Below are 15,449 nucleotides of genomic sequence, written 5' to 3'. Positions count from 1 at the left end.
GCGGCACGGAGTACATTGCGCTTTTCATTGTAATCACGTTGAAAGGCATCTCCATGACCAAGAAAGTCGCTGTCCTGATCGGCAGCCTGCGCAAGGAATCGCTGACCCGTAAATATGCCCACGCCATCGCGGCGGTGCTGCCGCCATCGCTGCAGTGCGAATTCGTCGAGCTGGGCGAGCTGCCGCTGTACAACCAGGACCTGGACGACGCCGGCACCCCGCCCGCCGCCTGGACGGCATTTCGCGACACGCTGCGCGCGGCCGACGCCGTGCTGTTCGTCACGCCCGAATACAACCGCTCGATTCCCGGCGCGCTGAAGAACGCCATCGACGTCGGCTCGCGCCCGTGGGGCCACAGCGTCTGGGACAAGAAACCGTCCGCTGTCGTGTCGCAATCGCCCGGCGCCATCGGCGGCTTCGGCGCCAACCACCACGTGCGCCAGACGATGGTCGCCTTGAACTCGCCCGTGATGGCCGGACCGGAAATGTACATCGGCGGCGCCGCCAAGCTGCTGGCCGACGACGGCACCGTCAACAACGACCAGACCAGGGAACTGCTGACGACCTTTGGCGCCGCCTTCGAGCGCTGGGTGCAGGCGAACGCGAAACCGACCTGAAGCCTTTACGGCTTGGCCAGCTCGGCGTCGATCGCCGCAACCAGCCGCGGATCGTCCGCCGTGACGTCCGGGGCGAAGCGGGCCGCGATGGTGCCGTCGCGCCCGATCAGGAATTTTTCGAAGTTCCACAGCACGTCGTCCGGCTTGGCGGCCTGGATGCCGTATTGCGTCAGCTTCTCGCGGAACGGGCCGTCGCCTTCGGCCACCGGACGCGCGGCCGTCAGCGCCGTGTAGAGCGGATGCTGGTCCGCGCCCACCACCGAGATCTTCGAGTACAGCGGGAACGTGACGTCGTAGTTGAGCGAGCAGAACGAGCTGATCTCCGCATCCGTGCCCGGCTCCTGCTGCTTGAAGTTATTGGCGGGGAAGCCCAGCACTTCCAGGCCCTGCGCGCGCTTGTCGCGGTACAGTTTTTCCAGGCCTTCGTACTGCGGCGTCAGGCCGCACTTCGACGCCACGTTGACGACCAGCAGCACCTTGCCGCGGTGACTGGCCAGCGTGTCGGCACTGCCGTCGATGCGCTGCAGCGGGATGTCGAGGATGGAATTGCTCATGAGGGCTCCTTGCGTTGGATGATAACGATGCCCATCTTAGTCCCCTTTGCCGCCGCGTGCAGGCCGGCTACTTGCGCGGCTCGATGCGGTACGACTCACCATGCTTGAGGTAACTGACCTTGTCCGCCAACCCCGCCTCCTCGACGGCCTGCTGGAAGTCCGACAGCGGCGACTTGAATACCGTGTAGTCGTTGTAGTGGATGGGAATGGCGCGCTGCGGCGCGATCAGGCGCAGCATTTTCACGCCTTCCCTCGCATCCATCGTCACGGTCACGAGGCCCAGCAGGCGCGTGCCACCCAGGTGCAGCAGCGCCAGGTCGATGCCCGGGTAGCGGCGCGGGATGTCCTCGATGTCGTCGTACACCATCGTGTCGCCGCTGACGTACATGCGGTAGCGCGCCCCGTTGCCGCCGAAGTCGAGCATCGTGCCCATCACGGTGGGCAGGAACGGCACCACGGCCAGCGGTCCATGCCGGCCCGGCATGGCCGTCACGCGTAACGTGGCCGCGCCCTTTGTCACCTGCAGCGCTTCCCACGTTTCCAGGCCGAGCGCCTTGCGAAAGCCCATATTGCGCAGCTGGCGCGCCGCCGTCGGGGTGGTGACGATGGGGATGTCGCGGTTCAGCTTTTCCTGCACGGTGCGGTCGAAATGGTCGTCGTGCAGGTGCGACAGCAGCACCAGGTCGATCGGCGGCAGCGCGCCGAATTCGATGGCGGGATTGGTCAGCCGTTCCGATGTCAGCCCATAGCCCAGGTGCGCGTGGTCGCCCTTGTGCAGGAAATTCGGGTCCGTCATGATGGTCAGGCCCTGCCAGCGGATCAGCACCGTCGCGGTGCCGATGAACTGGACCGAGTCCTCCGCCGTGGCCGGAGCGATCGCGGTGGGCAGCGCCAGGGTGTGACGCGGCGGCGCCTGCTCTGCCTGGGCCAGCGCCAAGGGCGCCACGACCAGCGCCAGCACGGTGTTGATCACGAAAATCAAGCGTTTCATCTGGCCTCCCGCGTACCGTGGAAAGCGTCACTAATACCACGTGCCGGCCGCGGCCGGCAGCACGTTTCCGGACGGTTCGGCCCGCGGGCCGGTGATGCTCCAATGCTACAATCGTGCCCTGACCGCCTACCCGGCGAGATGTCCCCCTTCCTTGATCCTGAGATCCAGCTCATGTACCCAGACTCGCACCCAAACGCGCACCCAACAATGCTCACGCCCTATGAACAGGGCAACCAGAACCAGACCACGCTGTGGGCCGATTGCATCGCCTTTTACGAAACGCTGGCACGGCGCTTCCCCAGCGTATTGAAGTTCGAGCAGGCCGGTGTCTCGGATGGCGGCATTCCTCTGCACGTGGGCATCGTCAGCGCGGACGGTGTGTTCGACCGCGAAGCGATCAAGCGCGCGGGCCGCACGGTCTTCTTCAACAACAACGGCATCCACCCGGGCGAGCCGGAAGGCATTGACGCCTGCATGGCCATCGTGCGCGACCTGTGCTTCGACCCGGCCAGGCTGGCGGCGCTGGGCGACACGGTGCTGCTGTTCGTCCCGGTCTACAACGTGGACGGCTGCCTGAACCGCGCCAGCACGTCGCGCCCGAACCAGGATGGCCCCGAGCTGTTCGGCTTCCGCGGCAACAGCCGGCACCTGGACCTGAACCGCGACTTCGTCAAGTGCGACACCCTCAACGCGCGCTTCTTCAACCAGCTGATCACGGCCTGGGACCCGGACGTGATGGTCGACACGCACACGTCCAACGGCGCCGACTACACGTACACGATGACCCTGATCCACACGCAGGCGGACAAGCTGGGCAGCGGCCTGGGCCCCTTCCTGCGCTCGACCATGCTGCCGCACATCTTCAAGGAGATGGCGGCGCGCGGCTGGCCGACCTGCCCGTACGTCAATCCGATCCAGGAGACGCCGGACGACGGCATCGTCGAGTTCCTGGAAGTGCCGCGCTTCTCGACCGGCTTCACGGCCCTGCACAACATCATCGGCTTCATGCCGGAGACGCACATGCTGAAGCCCTACCGCGACCGCTACGAATCGATGCGCACCCTGCTGGACGTGACGCGCGAGTTCACGATCGCGCACGGCGCGCAGATCCGCGCGCTGCGCGCCCAGGCCAAGGCCGAGCAGCGCCGCCAGAAGCAGTGGGCCGTCACCTGGAAGCTGGACGAAGCCAATCCCACCACGTTCCGCTTCAAGGGCTACGCGGCGTGCCGCCACCCGAGCGTGCTGGGGAACTACACGCGCCTGTCGTACGACCGCAGCCAGCCGTACGAAAAGGACATCCCGTACTACAGCAACTTCATGGCCGATACGGTCGTCACCGTGCCGAAGGCGTACGTGGTGCCGCAGGCCTGGCGCGAAGTGGTCGAGCGGCTGCAATGGAACGGCGTGGCGATGACGCGCATCGAGGCGCCGACCACCGTGACGGCGCAGTACTACCAGATCGGCGAGCTGTCCACGCGCGCCACGGCCTACGAAGGCCATATGTTCCATGACGACGTGCAGGTCGAGAAGCGCAGCGGCACGTTCACGCTGGCGGCCGGCGACTGGTACATCCCGCTGGACCAGGACAACGCCCGCTACGCCATCGAGACCTTGGAGCCGCAGGGCCACGACAGCTTCTTCCGCTGGGGCTTCTTCAATTCGGTGCTGGAACGGAAAGAAGCCATCTCCGATTATGTCTTCGAGGACCTGGCGGTCGAGCTGCTGCGCAGCGAGCCGGGCCTGCAGGAACAGTTCGACGCCTGGAAGGACGCCAACCCGGACCAGCTGTCCAACCAGGACGCCGTGCTGCACTTCATCCTGCACCACTGCGCCCGCCACGCCGAGCCGGAGTGGCGCCGTTATCCGGTCCTGGCGATCGCGTGAGATGACCGGGTCACGCGACAACCTGCATCAGCCGATGCACTATGCCTTAAACCCGCGCACGTTCTTTTACAGTCATTACTTCCACCTGGGCCTGCGCTTCGGCGCGGGCCTGATCGGCATCATCTGGCTGACCCTGGCCGTGTCCGACATGGCCACGGCCATGTCGGTCGGCATCGGCGCGCTGTGCACCGCGCTGATGGACTTGCCCAGCCCACTGCGCCACAAGTTCAACGAGATGCTGGCCTCGGTGCTGCTGTGCAGCTTCGTCACCTTGCTGGTCAGCCTGTGCGCGCCCTACTTCCCGCTGCTGATCGTGGTGCTGGTGCTGCTCAGTTTTTTTGCCAGCATGATGGTCGTCTACGGCAAGAAGTCGATGCCGCTGCAGCTGGCGACGCTGTTCATCATGACGATGTCGATGGAACACCACCTGACGCCCTGGCAGGCGCTCACGCACGTGGGGCTGTTCACCTTGGGCGGCCTGGCCTACCTGGCCTATGCGATGGGCGTCTCGTACCTGCTGCGCCACCGCATCAAGCAGCAGGTGCTGGCCGAGGCGCTGTTCGAACTGGCCGCGTATATCGACATCAAGGCCGACTTCTACGACACCCGCTACAACCTGACGGAGCAGTTCAACAAGCTGGTGCGCCACCAGGCGCTGCTGGCGGACCGCCAGCAGGCGTCGCGCGACCTGATCCTGCGCGCCCACCAGAACCGCAAGGACGCCATCGTCGTGCAGGTGCACGTGTGCATGCTGGACCTGTACGAATTGATCCTCTCCACCCACACGGACTATGCGCAGCTGCGCGTGCACCTGGTCGACTCGCCCGCCCTGAAGTCGCTGCACGACCTGGCGTTCAAGGCGGCGCGCGACATCGAGTCGGTGGGCTTCGACGTCAACCGCAAGCGTCCCTCGTACGCCGCCATCAGCTACGCGCCCGAGCTGGAGGCCATCGAGGCGGAGCTGGTCAACCTGCAGCGTCAGATCGACGCCGGCAAGCCGCGGCAGGAAGCGCTGGCCGTGCTGCGCGCCCAGCGCAACAAGGTACGCGCCATCATCAACATGATTGGCGAGCTGCACGTGGCCAGCCAGAAGGCCTACGACAGCACACCGTTCTGGATCGACGCCGACATGCAGCCCTTCCTGTCGCAGCAGAAGTACGAGCTGCAGGTGATGCTGTCGCACTTCCGCATGGACTCGCCGATCTTCCGCTTCTCGCTGCGCGTGGCGATGGCGATCGCCGTGGGCCTGGCGATCGGCACCCTGCTGCCTTACGCGGCGCACAGTTACTGGATCATCCTGACGATCGTGATCATCCTGCGGCCCAGCTTCTCGATGACGAAGCAGCGCCGCGGCGACCGCATCATCGGCACCGTGATCGGCTGCGTCATCACGGCCGTCATTCTGAAATGGTTCGATCACCCGGCCGTGACCCTGACGGCGCTGATCATCGCCACGGTCGCCACGCCGACCTTCGTCTACCTGCGCTACCGCTACACGGCCATTGCGGTGTCGATCATGATCCTCCTGCAGATGCACATGGCGGCCGGCGGTAGCGACAACGTCATCACGGAGCGCCTGATCGACACTTTCATCGGCGCGGCTATCGCCACGGTGTTCAGCTTCGTGCTGGCCAGCTGGGAGTACCAGACGTTACCGAAACTGATCCAGCAGGTGCTGGCCGCGAACCTGCGCTACATGGAGGCCAGCTTCGATCTGCTGCAGGGCAAGTGCCGCAACGACTTCCCCTACCGCATCCAGCGCAAGGGCCTGATGGACAGCCTGGCCGGCCTCTCGGCCGCGCTGGTGCGCATGCTGGACGAGCCGACCAGCAAGCAGCGTGCGGTGGAGGACATCAACCTGTTCATCGTGCAGAACTACCTGCTGGTGGCGCACGTGGCGGCGTTGCGGGCGATCCTGCGCCGCCACGTGAAGGATATTCCCGCACGCGAGGTCAACGCGATGCTGGCAACCAGCCATGCCCAGGTCAGCCGCACGCTGACGGCCGCGCTGGCGCGGCATGGCGTCAAGGTCGCGCTGCCGGAGACCGCCAGCGCCACGCCGGCGCACGTAGCGGATGCGGGCTCCGTAGCCTGGCCAGGCTGGCCCGTCGTGCAGCGGCGCATCCGCCTGCTGCAGGCCGACGCCGAGAAGATCATCGTGCATAGCGAGGCGATCGAGCGCAACGTGGTGCAGGCGTAGAGCGGCCGCGCCTTACGCCAGCGAGTCCGCGACCAGCGCGGCCCACTCGTCGAAGGAGCCGGCCGGCCAGTTGTTGTCCACCCTGAGCCGGCCGGCGTCGTAGGGCCGCGCCACGCCGCCGAACCAGTTGACCCACGCGACCCCGCCCGGCCCCGGCACGCAGGCCAGCGGCACGTCGAAGTCCTTGATGACGAAGCGTGTCCCGGGCGGGAAGTCCGCCGCGCGCGGCACGCGGCCGATACGGGTCATTGGCGCCATCCTGCTCCTCAAATCGTTATCGCGCTGCTATCATAATGGGCTTCCACGTACCGAGGCCAGAAGTGTCCGCGACCGATCACTGCCAGGCGTGCGGCGCTTGCTGCGCGCATTTCCGTGTTTCCTTCTACTGGGGCGAAAGCGATGCGCACCCCGGCGGCAGCGTGCCGCAGCACCTGACGATTCCCATCACACCCTACCACAGCGCCATGCGCGGCACGGAACGCGCCCCGGCGCGCTGCGTCGCGCTCGACGGCCACATCGGCCGTCGCGTCGGCTGCACCATTTACCCGTTGCGCTCGACCACCTGCCGGGAGTTCGAGATGGGCACGCCCGAGTGTGACAAGGCGCGTGCCGCCCATGGCCTGGCGCCGCTGGATGCCGGCGTGCCGGCCTGACGCCCGTCTTATATCGTTCGCTTATGGACAGATATGGGAATTTCCTATTAGAAATTTCCAGGCAACGCAGAGAAATGCGATTTGTGTATGCCGAACATCAGAAATCAAAATTTTCTTTATGACTGACCCCGGCCTATACTGCACTGCATCAAAGGTCAAAACGTGAAATCGCCCGGGATCGGGTCTCATAAGGAGTCAGCCATGTCCACCGCCATCGTCACCACCCAAGCCACCGGCGGCTATCTCGACAACGTCGGCCGCGCCGCCCTGAATTTCCTGCGCGCCCTGTTCGCCGCCGCGCCAGTCACCGCCGCCGCCTCGCACGGCAGCACGTCGCAAGCCAGCCTGGCGCGCGACCGCGCCGGCCTGCTGCGCTTCGCCCAGCAGTTCGAGGAGTTCCAGCCGAGCCAGGCTGCCGAGCTGCGCAACCTCGCCGGCCGCGACTGATTACTGGGGTCTGTCCCCTCGGGGACTGACCCCGAAGTTTGGACGGGATTTCGTCTGCGTGCGCAGTAAACTTCAGGGTCAGTCCCCAGGGGGACAGACCCTGGAAACGGCCAGCGGCGCGCAGCCTCAATACCGCTCGTCGAACCCAAAGATCGGCTTGCGCCCCTGCCAAGCCCCGCGCGTAAAATCAGGGAAGTCCAAGGTCTGGTAGCCCTGCGCGATGGACGCCTCCGACAGCGGCGTGATCGCGCTCCACGTCACCGCATCGTAGATATCGATCGGCATCGGCGCCTCGGCCTTCAGTGCCTCGATAAAGGCGTGGATGACGAAGAAATCCATGCCGCCATGGCCGGCCCCCTCGGCCTGCGCCCCGTACTTGCGCCACAGCGGATGCTCGTATTTGTCCTGCCAGGCCTGGAACGCGTCCCACTGGTGCGGCTTGCTCTGCCCTTCCACGTGGATGCCATGGTTCACATCCATCCACAGCCCCTTCGTGCCCTGCACCCGGAAGCCCAGCGAATATGGCCGCGGCAGCGACGTGTCGTGCTGCAGCAGGATCGTTTCGCCGTTCGCCGTCGCCAAGGTGGTCGTGACGACATCGCCCAGGCTGAAGCGCGCCTTGGCGTTCGGATGATCGGCCCCCCCTTCCTTGACGATGTATTCGTGCAGCCCGCGCGCCTTGGTGGCGAAGCTGTTGATGCGGGTGAAGCGGTTACCCCGATTGATATTGGTGTACATCGCGCACGGCCCGATGCCGTGGCTGGGATACAGCTCGCCGTTGCGCCGCACCGAGTGCTCGGTGCGCCAGCGCGCCTCGGAAAAGCCCTTGGCGCCGAATTCGACGCCGCCGCCATACGGCTTGGCCGGATCGCCGCTGTTGAACTTCACGGCGCGCAGGTCATGCTGGTAGCCGCCCTGCAGGTGCACCAGTTCGCCGAACACGCCGGCGCGCACCATGCGCAGCACCGCCAGCACGTCGCGCCGGTAGCACACGTTCTCCAGCAGCATGTACGGCGTACCGGTGGCCAGTTGCGTGTCCAGCACATCCCAATGGTCCTGCAGCGAGATACCGGCCACGACTTCGCAGCCCACCGCCACCTTGGCCCGCATCGCCGCGATGGCCATCGGCGCGTGCCATTCCCACGGCGTGGCGATGATGACGCCGTCGAGCGCGCGGCTGTCCAGCATGCGTTGATAGGCTTGCGGATCGCGATCGTCGCCGAAGGTGCGTGGCCGCGGTTTGCCCAGCTTGTCGGCCAGCGCCAGCGCGCGGCCCAGCATGATGGGGTCGATATCGCACAGCGCCGCGACCTCCACGTCGTCGCGCCGGAGCAGTTCGCGCAGCAGTACCTGGCCGCGCATGCCGGTGCCGATCATGCCGATGCGCAGCCGCCGGCGTGAGGCCGCGCCGTGTGCCTGCGGCAGCAGCAGGCTGCCGGCCAGCGCGGCGCCGGCCTGGAGGAAACCACGTCGATTGAATGCCTGTTTCATAGTGTCTCGAATGGATAGCGGTTGATTGTAGCGGTTCACTTGAACTTGTAGCCGACAGAGAGGGCGAACTGGCGCCCGAACAGGTTCTGCGCGTGGTTATAGCCCTCCCAGCCGTTCGGATCGTAGTAGGGCCGCTTGTCCAGCACGTTCTTGATGTTCAGGCCCACGTCCAGATTCCGCACCGGCTTCCAGGTAAAGCCCAGGTTGACCGTGGTGTACGACGGCGTGCCGTCGCACTGGTGCGCCGGCAGCGGCAGCGACGCGGCCGTGCAGTTCTCCGGCGTGTTGTCCTTGTCGTACGGGCCGTAGGCCCACTTGGTGCCGGCCGCGTAGTTGACGAAGACGCTGGTGACGAAATCGCGCCAGGACCAGTCGGCATTGAACGTGGCGCGCACACGCGGCGAGTCGTAGTAGCCGACATAGTCGCCGGAGAGGTCGCCGCCGTCTTCATAGTTGTAGGTCTCGCGCTTGCGGATCGTCGTCGCCAGGCCGGTATTGAGCTTGCCCCATTCACCCAGCGGAACGCGCACGCGCGCGTCGATGTCGAAGCCATCGACCAGCGTGCGGCCGCGGTTGGTGTACGAATTGATCAGTCCTCCCAGGTTGCCGACCGAGTAGCGCGGCAAGCCGCCCGCGCAGGCGGCGGCATTGGCAGCGTTGGCGCACATCGTGGCCACCGCCGCCATGTTGGCGCGGTCGGCATCGGTCAGCGCGTTGCGGATGGCGCGGTCGGTGCCGGCCAGGGTGGGGCCGTACTGCTCGACCAGCTGGGTGAACAGCTGGTTGAAGTCCTGCCGCACGATCTCGTTCTTGCGATAGACGAACCAGTAATCGAGCGAGACGCTGACGTTGCGCATCGGCTGCAGCACCAGTCCCAAGGTCGAGATCTTGGCTTTCTCGGGGCGCAGGTCGGGATTGGGCGGCGTCAGCCCGCCCACTGTCGTCGAGCAGTTCGAGTTCAGCAGGTTCTTGCCCAGGTCGACGTCGGTGGCGCTGACGGACTTCTGCAGCAGGCGCGCGATGGCATTGGTTTCGTCGCAGCGCACCGTATCGCGGATGCCGCCCACCTGGGCGAACACGCCGCCGCTGCCCGACTCGGCCAGGTTGGGCGCGCGGAAGCCTTCCGAGTAGGTGCCGCGCACCATGACGTCGGGGCGCGCGCGCCACTGCACGCCGATCTTCGGCGCCAGGTTGGCCGAGAAGTGCGGGTACTTGTCCAGCCGCGCGGCCGCGTTCAGCTCCAGCGTGTCCGTGACGGGCACGATCACTTCGCCGAACAGGGCACCGATCGTGCGGCGGCCGTCGAACCAGGAGCCGCCCTGCTGCGTGATGAGCCCATTGGCCGCGTCGGCGTTGCCGGGCGTCTCGAAACTTTCGCGCATCAGGCTGGCGCCGAAGGCGGCGCGCACCTCGCGTTCGCCCAGTTTCGCCAGTGTGCCCTCGACCTTGCCGTCCCACGTGATCAATTTCGTCCACGACTGGATGTCGAAGGTCGGGAAGGCTTCGCGCAGCAGCGCGGCATTGGCTTCGCTGATCTCACCGAAACGGTAGGCCGGGTTGTCGGCGATGTAGGGGCGTCCTGTGACCGGATCGACGGTGGTGGGACCGAACGCTTTTTCGAAGCCGCGCGTGTTGATGTTCGTCGTCTGGAACAGGGTCGAATGACTGCCCGCCACTGCCAGCGCCGTCTCGAAGTCCCAGCCGCCGGCCAGGCTGCCGCGCAGCCCGGCCAGGGCGCGATAGCTGTCGTCGCGGTTGGTCTGGCCGAAGTGGCCGACGGCGTCCTGCAGGATGTAGTTCAGCCCCGCGGCGCCGCCCATTTTCGCCGCCATGTCGGCATCGAGCCGGCCGCGCAGGTAGAGGTTGTTCGGCCCCAGGTAGGGATTGACGAAGGTATTGAGCTTGGTGCCGGTATTGCGCGAGAACCAGTTGGCGGTGGTGCCGCTGTTGAAGCTGCGCGGGCCGTTCTCGCCGCGCATCTTGATGCGGGTGTAGGCTGCCTCGGCAAAGCCTTCCAGTTCGCCGCCCAGCTTGACGCGGCCGGCCAGGTAGGCGGTGGCGCGGTCGGACGTCGGTCCGGTATCGAGCGCGTACGGCAGGTTGTTCCAGACGCAGCGCGTGCCGGAGGCCTCGGTGATGGCCGTCGGGCAGCCTGCCACGGCGCGCTGGACGCGGGCATTGTTGCGGGCCGGGTCGAACACGAAGAAGGTGCCGGGATTCGGCACGCCCGGCTCGCTGCCGGTGCCGATGCGAAAATTCGGAATGAAGTTGGGATTGTTGACGTAGAAGTACTCGGGCCGCTTGTCGTAGGTATCGGCCAGGGCGATGCGGTCGCGCTGGTAGACATTGACGGAGCCGTAGACGTTCCACCCGTCGCTTTCCAGGTCGCCCGCGCCGTACAACACGCTGGCCTGGCGCTCGCCGTAGGCCGACACTTCGGCCGACTTGTCCACGTTGGCGCGCGCCTCCAGGCCCTGGTAGTTCTTCTTCGTGATGACGTTGATGACGCCGGCCACGGCGTCCGACCCGTAGACGGCGGAGGCGCCATCGGTCAGCACCTCCATGCGTTCGATCGCCGCCGCCGGGATCGAATCGATATTGACGAACATGGTCTGGAAGCCGGACGGTGCGCCGTAGAACGACAGGCGCCGGCCGTTCAGCAGCACCAGCGTGCCCTGGGCACCAAGGCCGCGCAGGTTGGCCTGGGAGCCGCCGTCGGAGCCGGTAAACATCGAGCGGAAGTCCTGTTGGGCGGGGCGCGCGGCCGGCAGGTTGTCCAGCACTTGCAGCAGCGTGCGGGCGCCCATGTTCTCGATCTGCTTGGCGTCGATGACCTGCACCGGCGACGCCGTCTCGGCATTGATCCGTTTCAGGCTCGACCCGGTCACCTCGACCCGGACCAGTTTTTCCGCGCCATCCTGCTGGCCAGCGGCCAGTGCCCCGGAAGCGAGCCCCGCGGCCGCCAGCGCGGCCACCATTGTTGTCATTTTCATGTGCATCTCCTTCATTCAGGTTGCAGGCGTCCCTCCCCGCTCAAGGAGGGGACTCGAGGTGTAACAGGATCGTGGTTCAGCGCAGCGTGGCCGAGGCAGCCGCGCTGCCGGTCAACACGGCATTGGCCCAGTTGGCGCAGACCTGGGCCGGACGGGCGCCACGCGCGCCCAGCGTGCGCAGGCTGAGGCTCGAGAGCCCGCGCACGTCGATTTCCGGCTTGACGACGGCCGGCGCCGTGACCAAGCCGCTGTCGTACAGCAGGCGTGTGCCGCTCCATACCTGGAACTGCAGGCCCCCGGCGGCGCGGCAGCTGTCGTCCACGCCCAGGTCGGCGCGCAGCAAAGTCCAGTTGCCGGCCAGGGCCACGTCGATGCGGCTGTTCGCGCCTACGCCGAGGCCCTTGCGAAAGCGCAGGCCGTTCATGCGCATCGCCTCGGCACCCGCCTTGCCGGCCGGCTTGTCGCGCGCCACGCCGCGCGGCAGCGCCAGATCGGACAGGTACAGTTGGCGCTCCGCCGTCTCTGGCGCGCGATGTTCCAGGACGCGGAACGTGGACAAGGTGATCGGCCCTACCTCCTGCGGCAATGTGGCGTTGTGGGCACGCGCTGCATCGCCCTGCGCGGCCGTGACCATCGGATCGGTTGCTGCCGCGCCGTCGCCTTCCGGGTTCTGCGTGCTCAGCACGCGGAAGCGCAGCAGACGGCCCGCAGTGGGCGGGAAGGCGATTGCCTGCGTGCCTTCGCGCAGCACCAGCCGGCCACGCTGGACCGGGCCGCCCCAGTCGCCGTTGTTGTCGGCCACATAGATTTCGTAGTCGCGAATCTGGCCATGGCGCCAGTGCTGGTCGGTGCGCGGTGCCAGCTCGATCCCGTCGATCAGGCGCCGCTCCGTGAAACCGATCACCCATTCGTGGGGGCCGCTGCGCACGGCCTGGCTGCGCACGGTGCGGAACCAGGTGGCGGGATCGGCGTCGAATGCCTTCTCCAGAGGGTGCCCCGCTTCCTCGGCGGGACGGTTTACCACCACCATCGCGTCGGCCGGCAGCGCCCGGCCGGGCACGGGCGCTGCCGGGAACGGGTCGTCGTCGCGCAGGCCGAGGGCGCCTTTGATGTCGAACGCCAGCGGCTGGCGGATGTCCTGGCTGGCGGTCTTGACGTGCAGTGTGCCCTGGCGCTCGGCCGCGTCGAACCACCAGCCGGTGATGGCGGCGTCGAAGTCGACGCGGCTGGCATGCGCCGTCAGCGCGACACCGTTGGCCGCGACGGTCGCGGGACGGCGCATCGCCAGCATGCGCAAGGCATAGCCGCGCTGCGCCAGCTGACCGGCATAGCTGCCGTCGACCGGATCGATATCGACGCGCACGTCCGCGCCCTCGGCGCGCATGCGAAGTTGTTGGGTGCTGAACGCGCCCTGCCGGTACTGGCGCGTGTTGCCGTCGTCCTCGTACAAGGTGTAGCTCGAGTCGCCTTCCGGATACAGGTCGAGCGTCAGCACGTCCTTCGGCTTGTGGCCGTCGTATAGCATATCGGGATACATCGGCAGGATCGCGCCGGCGCGCACGAATACCGGCAGCTTGTCCAGCGTGACCTGCACGTCGAGGTCGCGCCCCGCCGCACCCGCCGTGGCTTGGCGGCCGTCCCAGTAATCGATCCAGCGGCCCTGCGGCAGGTGGATGCCCTTGCGCCAGCCCTGCGACACGGCCTGGCTGCGGTACACCGGCGCCACCAGCAGGTCGCGTCCCAGCAGGAACTGGTATTTGTAGGCTTCGGTCCACGCGGCCGGATCGGCCGGGTAGTCCCACATCAGGCCGCGCACCAGCGGCGCCCCCGTCGTCTCGGCCTCGCGCGCCAGGCCGTACATGTAGGGCGTGAGGCGCATCTTGAGCTTCAGGTAGCGCCGGTTGATCGAGCGATAGGGTTCATCGAACCACCACGGATGCTTGCGCTCCGCGGCGGCCCAGCCGGACATGCCCATCAACACCGGCGTAAAGGCTTTCCACTGCAGGTCGCGCGTGTAGGTTTCCGGGCTGCCGCCGAAGATGGCATCGACGTCGCCGGTGGCATAGGCCTGGCCGGACAGGCCGGAGCCGATCAAGGTCGGCACGTGCCAGCGGATGTAGTCCCAGCTGGCGCTCTGGTCGCCCGTCCACGCCACGGCGTAGCGCTGGGTGCCGGCCCAGCCCATCACGGTCCAGATGAAGGGGCGGCTGTCGGAGTTGTGCACGATGCCGTCATAGGCCGACTTGTTGGCGTCCAGCGAGAATTGATAACCTTTTCCGGTCCATGCCACGTCCAGCTTCTGCACGCGGCTGCCGGCCTGGCCCACTTCCCAGGCGATCTTGTCGACGCCGTTCTCGGTCCACAGGCCGGTGCGGAAACCGTATTTCGCCAGGCCCTGCACGGTTTCCGGCAGCGCCTTGTAGCCACAGCCATAGCCGTCGTTCGGCAGGATCCAGCCGCCCGGCATGTCGTGCTCGCGGTAGCGCTTTGCCACGCTCTCGACCACGTCCGGCGTGGTGCCGGTGGGGCCGTCGCTCCACCCCGGCGGCACGGTGCCGGGCTTTTTCACGTTGTCGCCGTCGTTGTAGCAGTCCGCATCGCCGTATTCCAGCGCCCAGCGCGGCAGCAGGGGCGGACGCCCGGTCCACTCGGTGTACCGCGCCAGCACGTCGCGCACATCCCTGCCGACGAAGTAGTACGCGTCGAAGCGGCTCTCGGCGTGCTGCAAGGTCGCCTGGTTGGCGTCGCGCAGGTCATAGCTGCCGTCCGCCCAGGTATTGCGCAGCATGCCCCAGCCGCGCGAGCTCATGAGAAATGGCGCCGGGCTGGGACGGTCGCCCTCCTCCCAGCCGCCCGAATACGATACCTCCAGCTGGCGCCCCTTGAATTCGAAACGGCCGTTCTGCTGGCCGCCGCCGAAGAAGCGCTCGTCCTTGTCGCTGGACAGCACTTGCACACTCTGGCCCTTGGTCAGTTCCAGCGGCTCCACCTCGCGCCACAGCGCGTCGCGATTCCCGGCGCGGTACAGCGACAAGCGCAGCGGCTTGCGATCGATGCGCAGCGCCAGGGCGGCGGTCTCGATCAGCACGTGGTCGCCCGCGTCGCGCAGGACCGGCGCCACATCGGACGCGGGCTGGCCGACGACGATGGCCGCCGCCTTGTCGCCCGGCCCCGTGAACTCCAGCCCCGGCGCGGCGGCTTCCACATGCAGCACGTCCACGCGCGGCAGGCTGACGCGCAGGCGGGCGCCCGTGTCGGTAACGATGCGCCAGCCCTGCGGGCCATCGGCCGTCAGGGTACGCAGGTTGCCAACCGGCGCCGCGTGGGCGGCCATTGTGGCCAGGAACAGGACAGCTGCGAGACGTGTTTTCATCGAACGATCCGAAAGCATTGCGGTTTTGACAGGCCTACTTTAGAAACGAAAAACGTAAGCGTCAATAAAAAGAAAAGTAATTTTGTTCTTTAGGCCGATTTATCTTTCGGTTTAGCCCAATGCTGCGCCGCAAACTTTCTTTATCGTGGCGATTTGACCACATTTCAGCGCGGGCAACGCAGGGGAATGACCGCCAGCGCGAAACATGATGGCGGATTTTCTTTCGTTTCACTTTCTTAATTGACT

11 protein-coding genes are annotated in these 15,449 nt (G+C 66.4%); 5 read left to right on the top strand and 6 right to left on the bottom strand.

Going from position 1 to position 15,449, the window contains the following annotated elements; all coding sequences use genetic code 11:
• Positions 1-47 precede the first annotated feature (47 nt).
• Positions 48-617: an NADPH-dependent FMN reductase gene (locus E7V67_000530; protein ID WUR16199.1), complete on the top strand. Its 570-nt coding sequence runs from the start codon at positions 48-50 to the stop codon at positions 615-617.
• A gap of 5 nt (positions 618-622) precedes the next feature.
• On the opposite strand, the gene E7V67_000525 is transcribed toward E7V67_000530, so the two are convergent.
• On the bottom strand, positions 623-1,171 hold the full coding sequence (locus E7V67_000525) for a glutathione peroxidase (protein ID WUR13624.1): 549 nt from the start codon (positions 1,169-1,171) through the stop codon (positions 623-625).
• Between the two features lie 67 nt (positions 1,172-1,238).
• Entirely contained in the window at positions 1,239-2,162 is a 924-nt protein-coding gene (locus tag E7V67_000520; protein ID WUR13623.1) for an MBL fold metallo-hydrolase, read from the bottom strand.
• A 207-nt stretch (positions 2,163-2,369) separates the two neighbouring features.
• Here E7V67_000520 and E7V67_000515 point away from each other — a divergent pair, with 207 nt between their 5' ends.
• Complete coding sequence (locus E7V67_000515; GenBank protein WUR13622.1) at positions 2,370-4,046, top strand: M14 family zinc carboxypeptidase; 1,677 nt, start codon at positions 2,370-2,372, stop codon at positions 4,044-4,046.
• A 34-nt stretch (positions 4,047-4,080) separates the two neighbouring features.
• Positions 4,081-6,246, top strand: coding sequence for an FUSC family membrane protein (locus tag E7V67_000510; protein WUR13621.1), 2,166 nt, complete (start codon positions 4,081-4,083; stop codon positions 6,244-6,246).
• Between the two features lie 12 nt (positions 6,247-6,258).
• Here E7V67_000510 and E7V67_000505 read toward each other — a convergent pair whose 3' ends face one another.
• A complete protein-coding gene (locus tag E7V67_000505; GenBank protein ID WUR13620.1) occupies positions 6,259-6,495 on the bottom strand; it encodes a hypothetical protein in 237 nt (78 codons plus the stop codon).
• A gap of 71 nt (positions 6,496-6,566) precedes the next feature.
• On the opposite strand from E7V67_000505, the gene E7V67_000500 reads away from it, so the two are divergent.
• Complete coding sequence (locus tag E7V67_000500) at positions 6,567-6,899, top strand: YkgJ family cysteine cluster protein (GenBank protein WUR13619.1); 333 nt, start codon at positions 6,567-6,569, stop codon at positions 6,897-6,899.
• 201 nt (positions 6,900-7,100) lie between these two features.
• Complete coding sequence (locus E7V67_000495; protein WUR13618.1) at positions 7,101-7,346, top strand: hypothetical protein; 246 nt, start codon at positions 7,101-7,103, stop codon at positions 7,344-7,346.
• A 126-nt stretch (positions 7,347-7,472) separates the two neighbouring features.
• Here the strand turns inward: E7V67_000495 and E7V67_000490 are convergent, their stop codons facing one another.
• From E7V67_000490 to E7V67_000480, 3 genes are all read right to left on the bottom strand, one after another.
• A complete protein-coding gene (locus tag E7V67_000490; protein WUR13617.1) occupies positions 7,473-8,837 on the bottom strand; it encodes a Gfo/Idh/MocA family oxidoreductase in 1,365 nt (454 codons plus the stop codon).
• A 35-nt stretch (positions 8,838-8,872) separates the two neighbouring features.
• Positions 8,873-11,830, bottom strand: coding sequence for a TonB-dependent receptor (locus tag E7V67_000485; GenBank protein ID WUR13616.1), 2,958 nt, complete (start codon positions 11,828-11,830; stop codon positions 8,873-8,875).
• A gap of 76 nt (positions 11,831-11,906) precedes the next feature.
• A complete protein-coding gene (locus E7V67_000480; protein WUR13615.1) occupies positions 11,907-15,203 on the bottom strand; it encodes a glycoside hydrolase family 31 protein in 3,297 nt (1,098 codons plus the stop codon).
• Between the last annotated feature and the right edge of the window lie 246 nt (positions 15,204-15,449).

Source organism: [Empedobacter] haloabium (genome assembly GCA_008011715.2).
GTDB lineage: Bacteria > Pseudomonadota > Gammaproteobacteria > Burkholderiales > Burkholderiaceae_D > Rugamonas > Rugamonas haloabia.
This window is presented reverse-complemented; position numbering and strand designations above follow the sequence as displayed.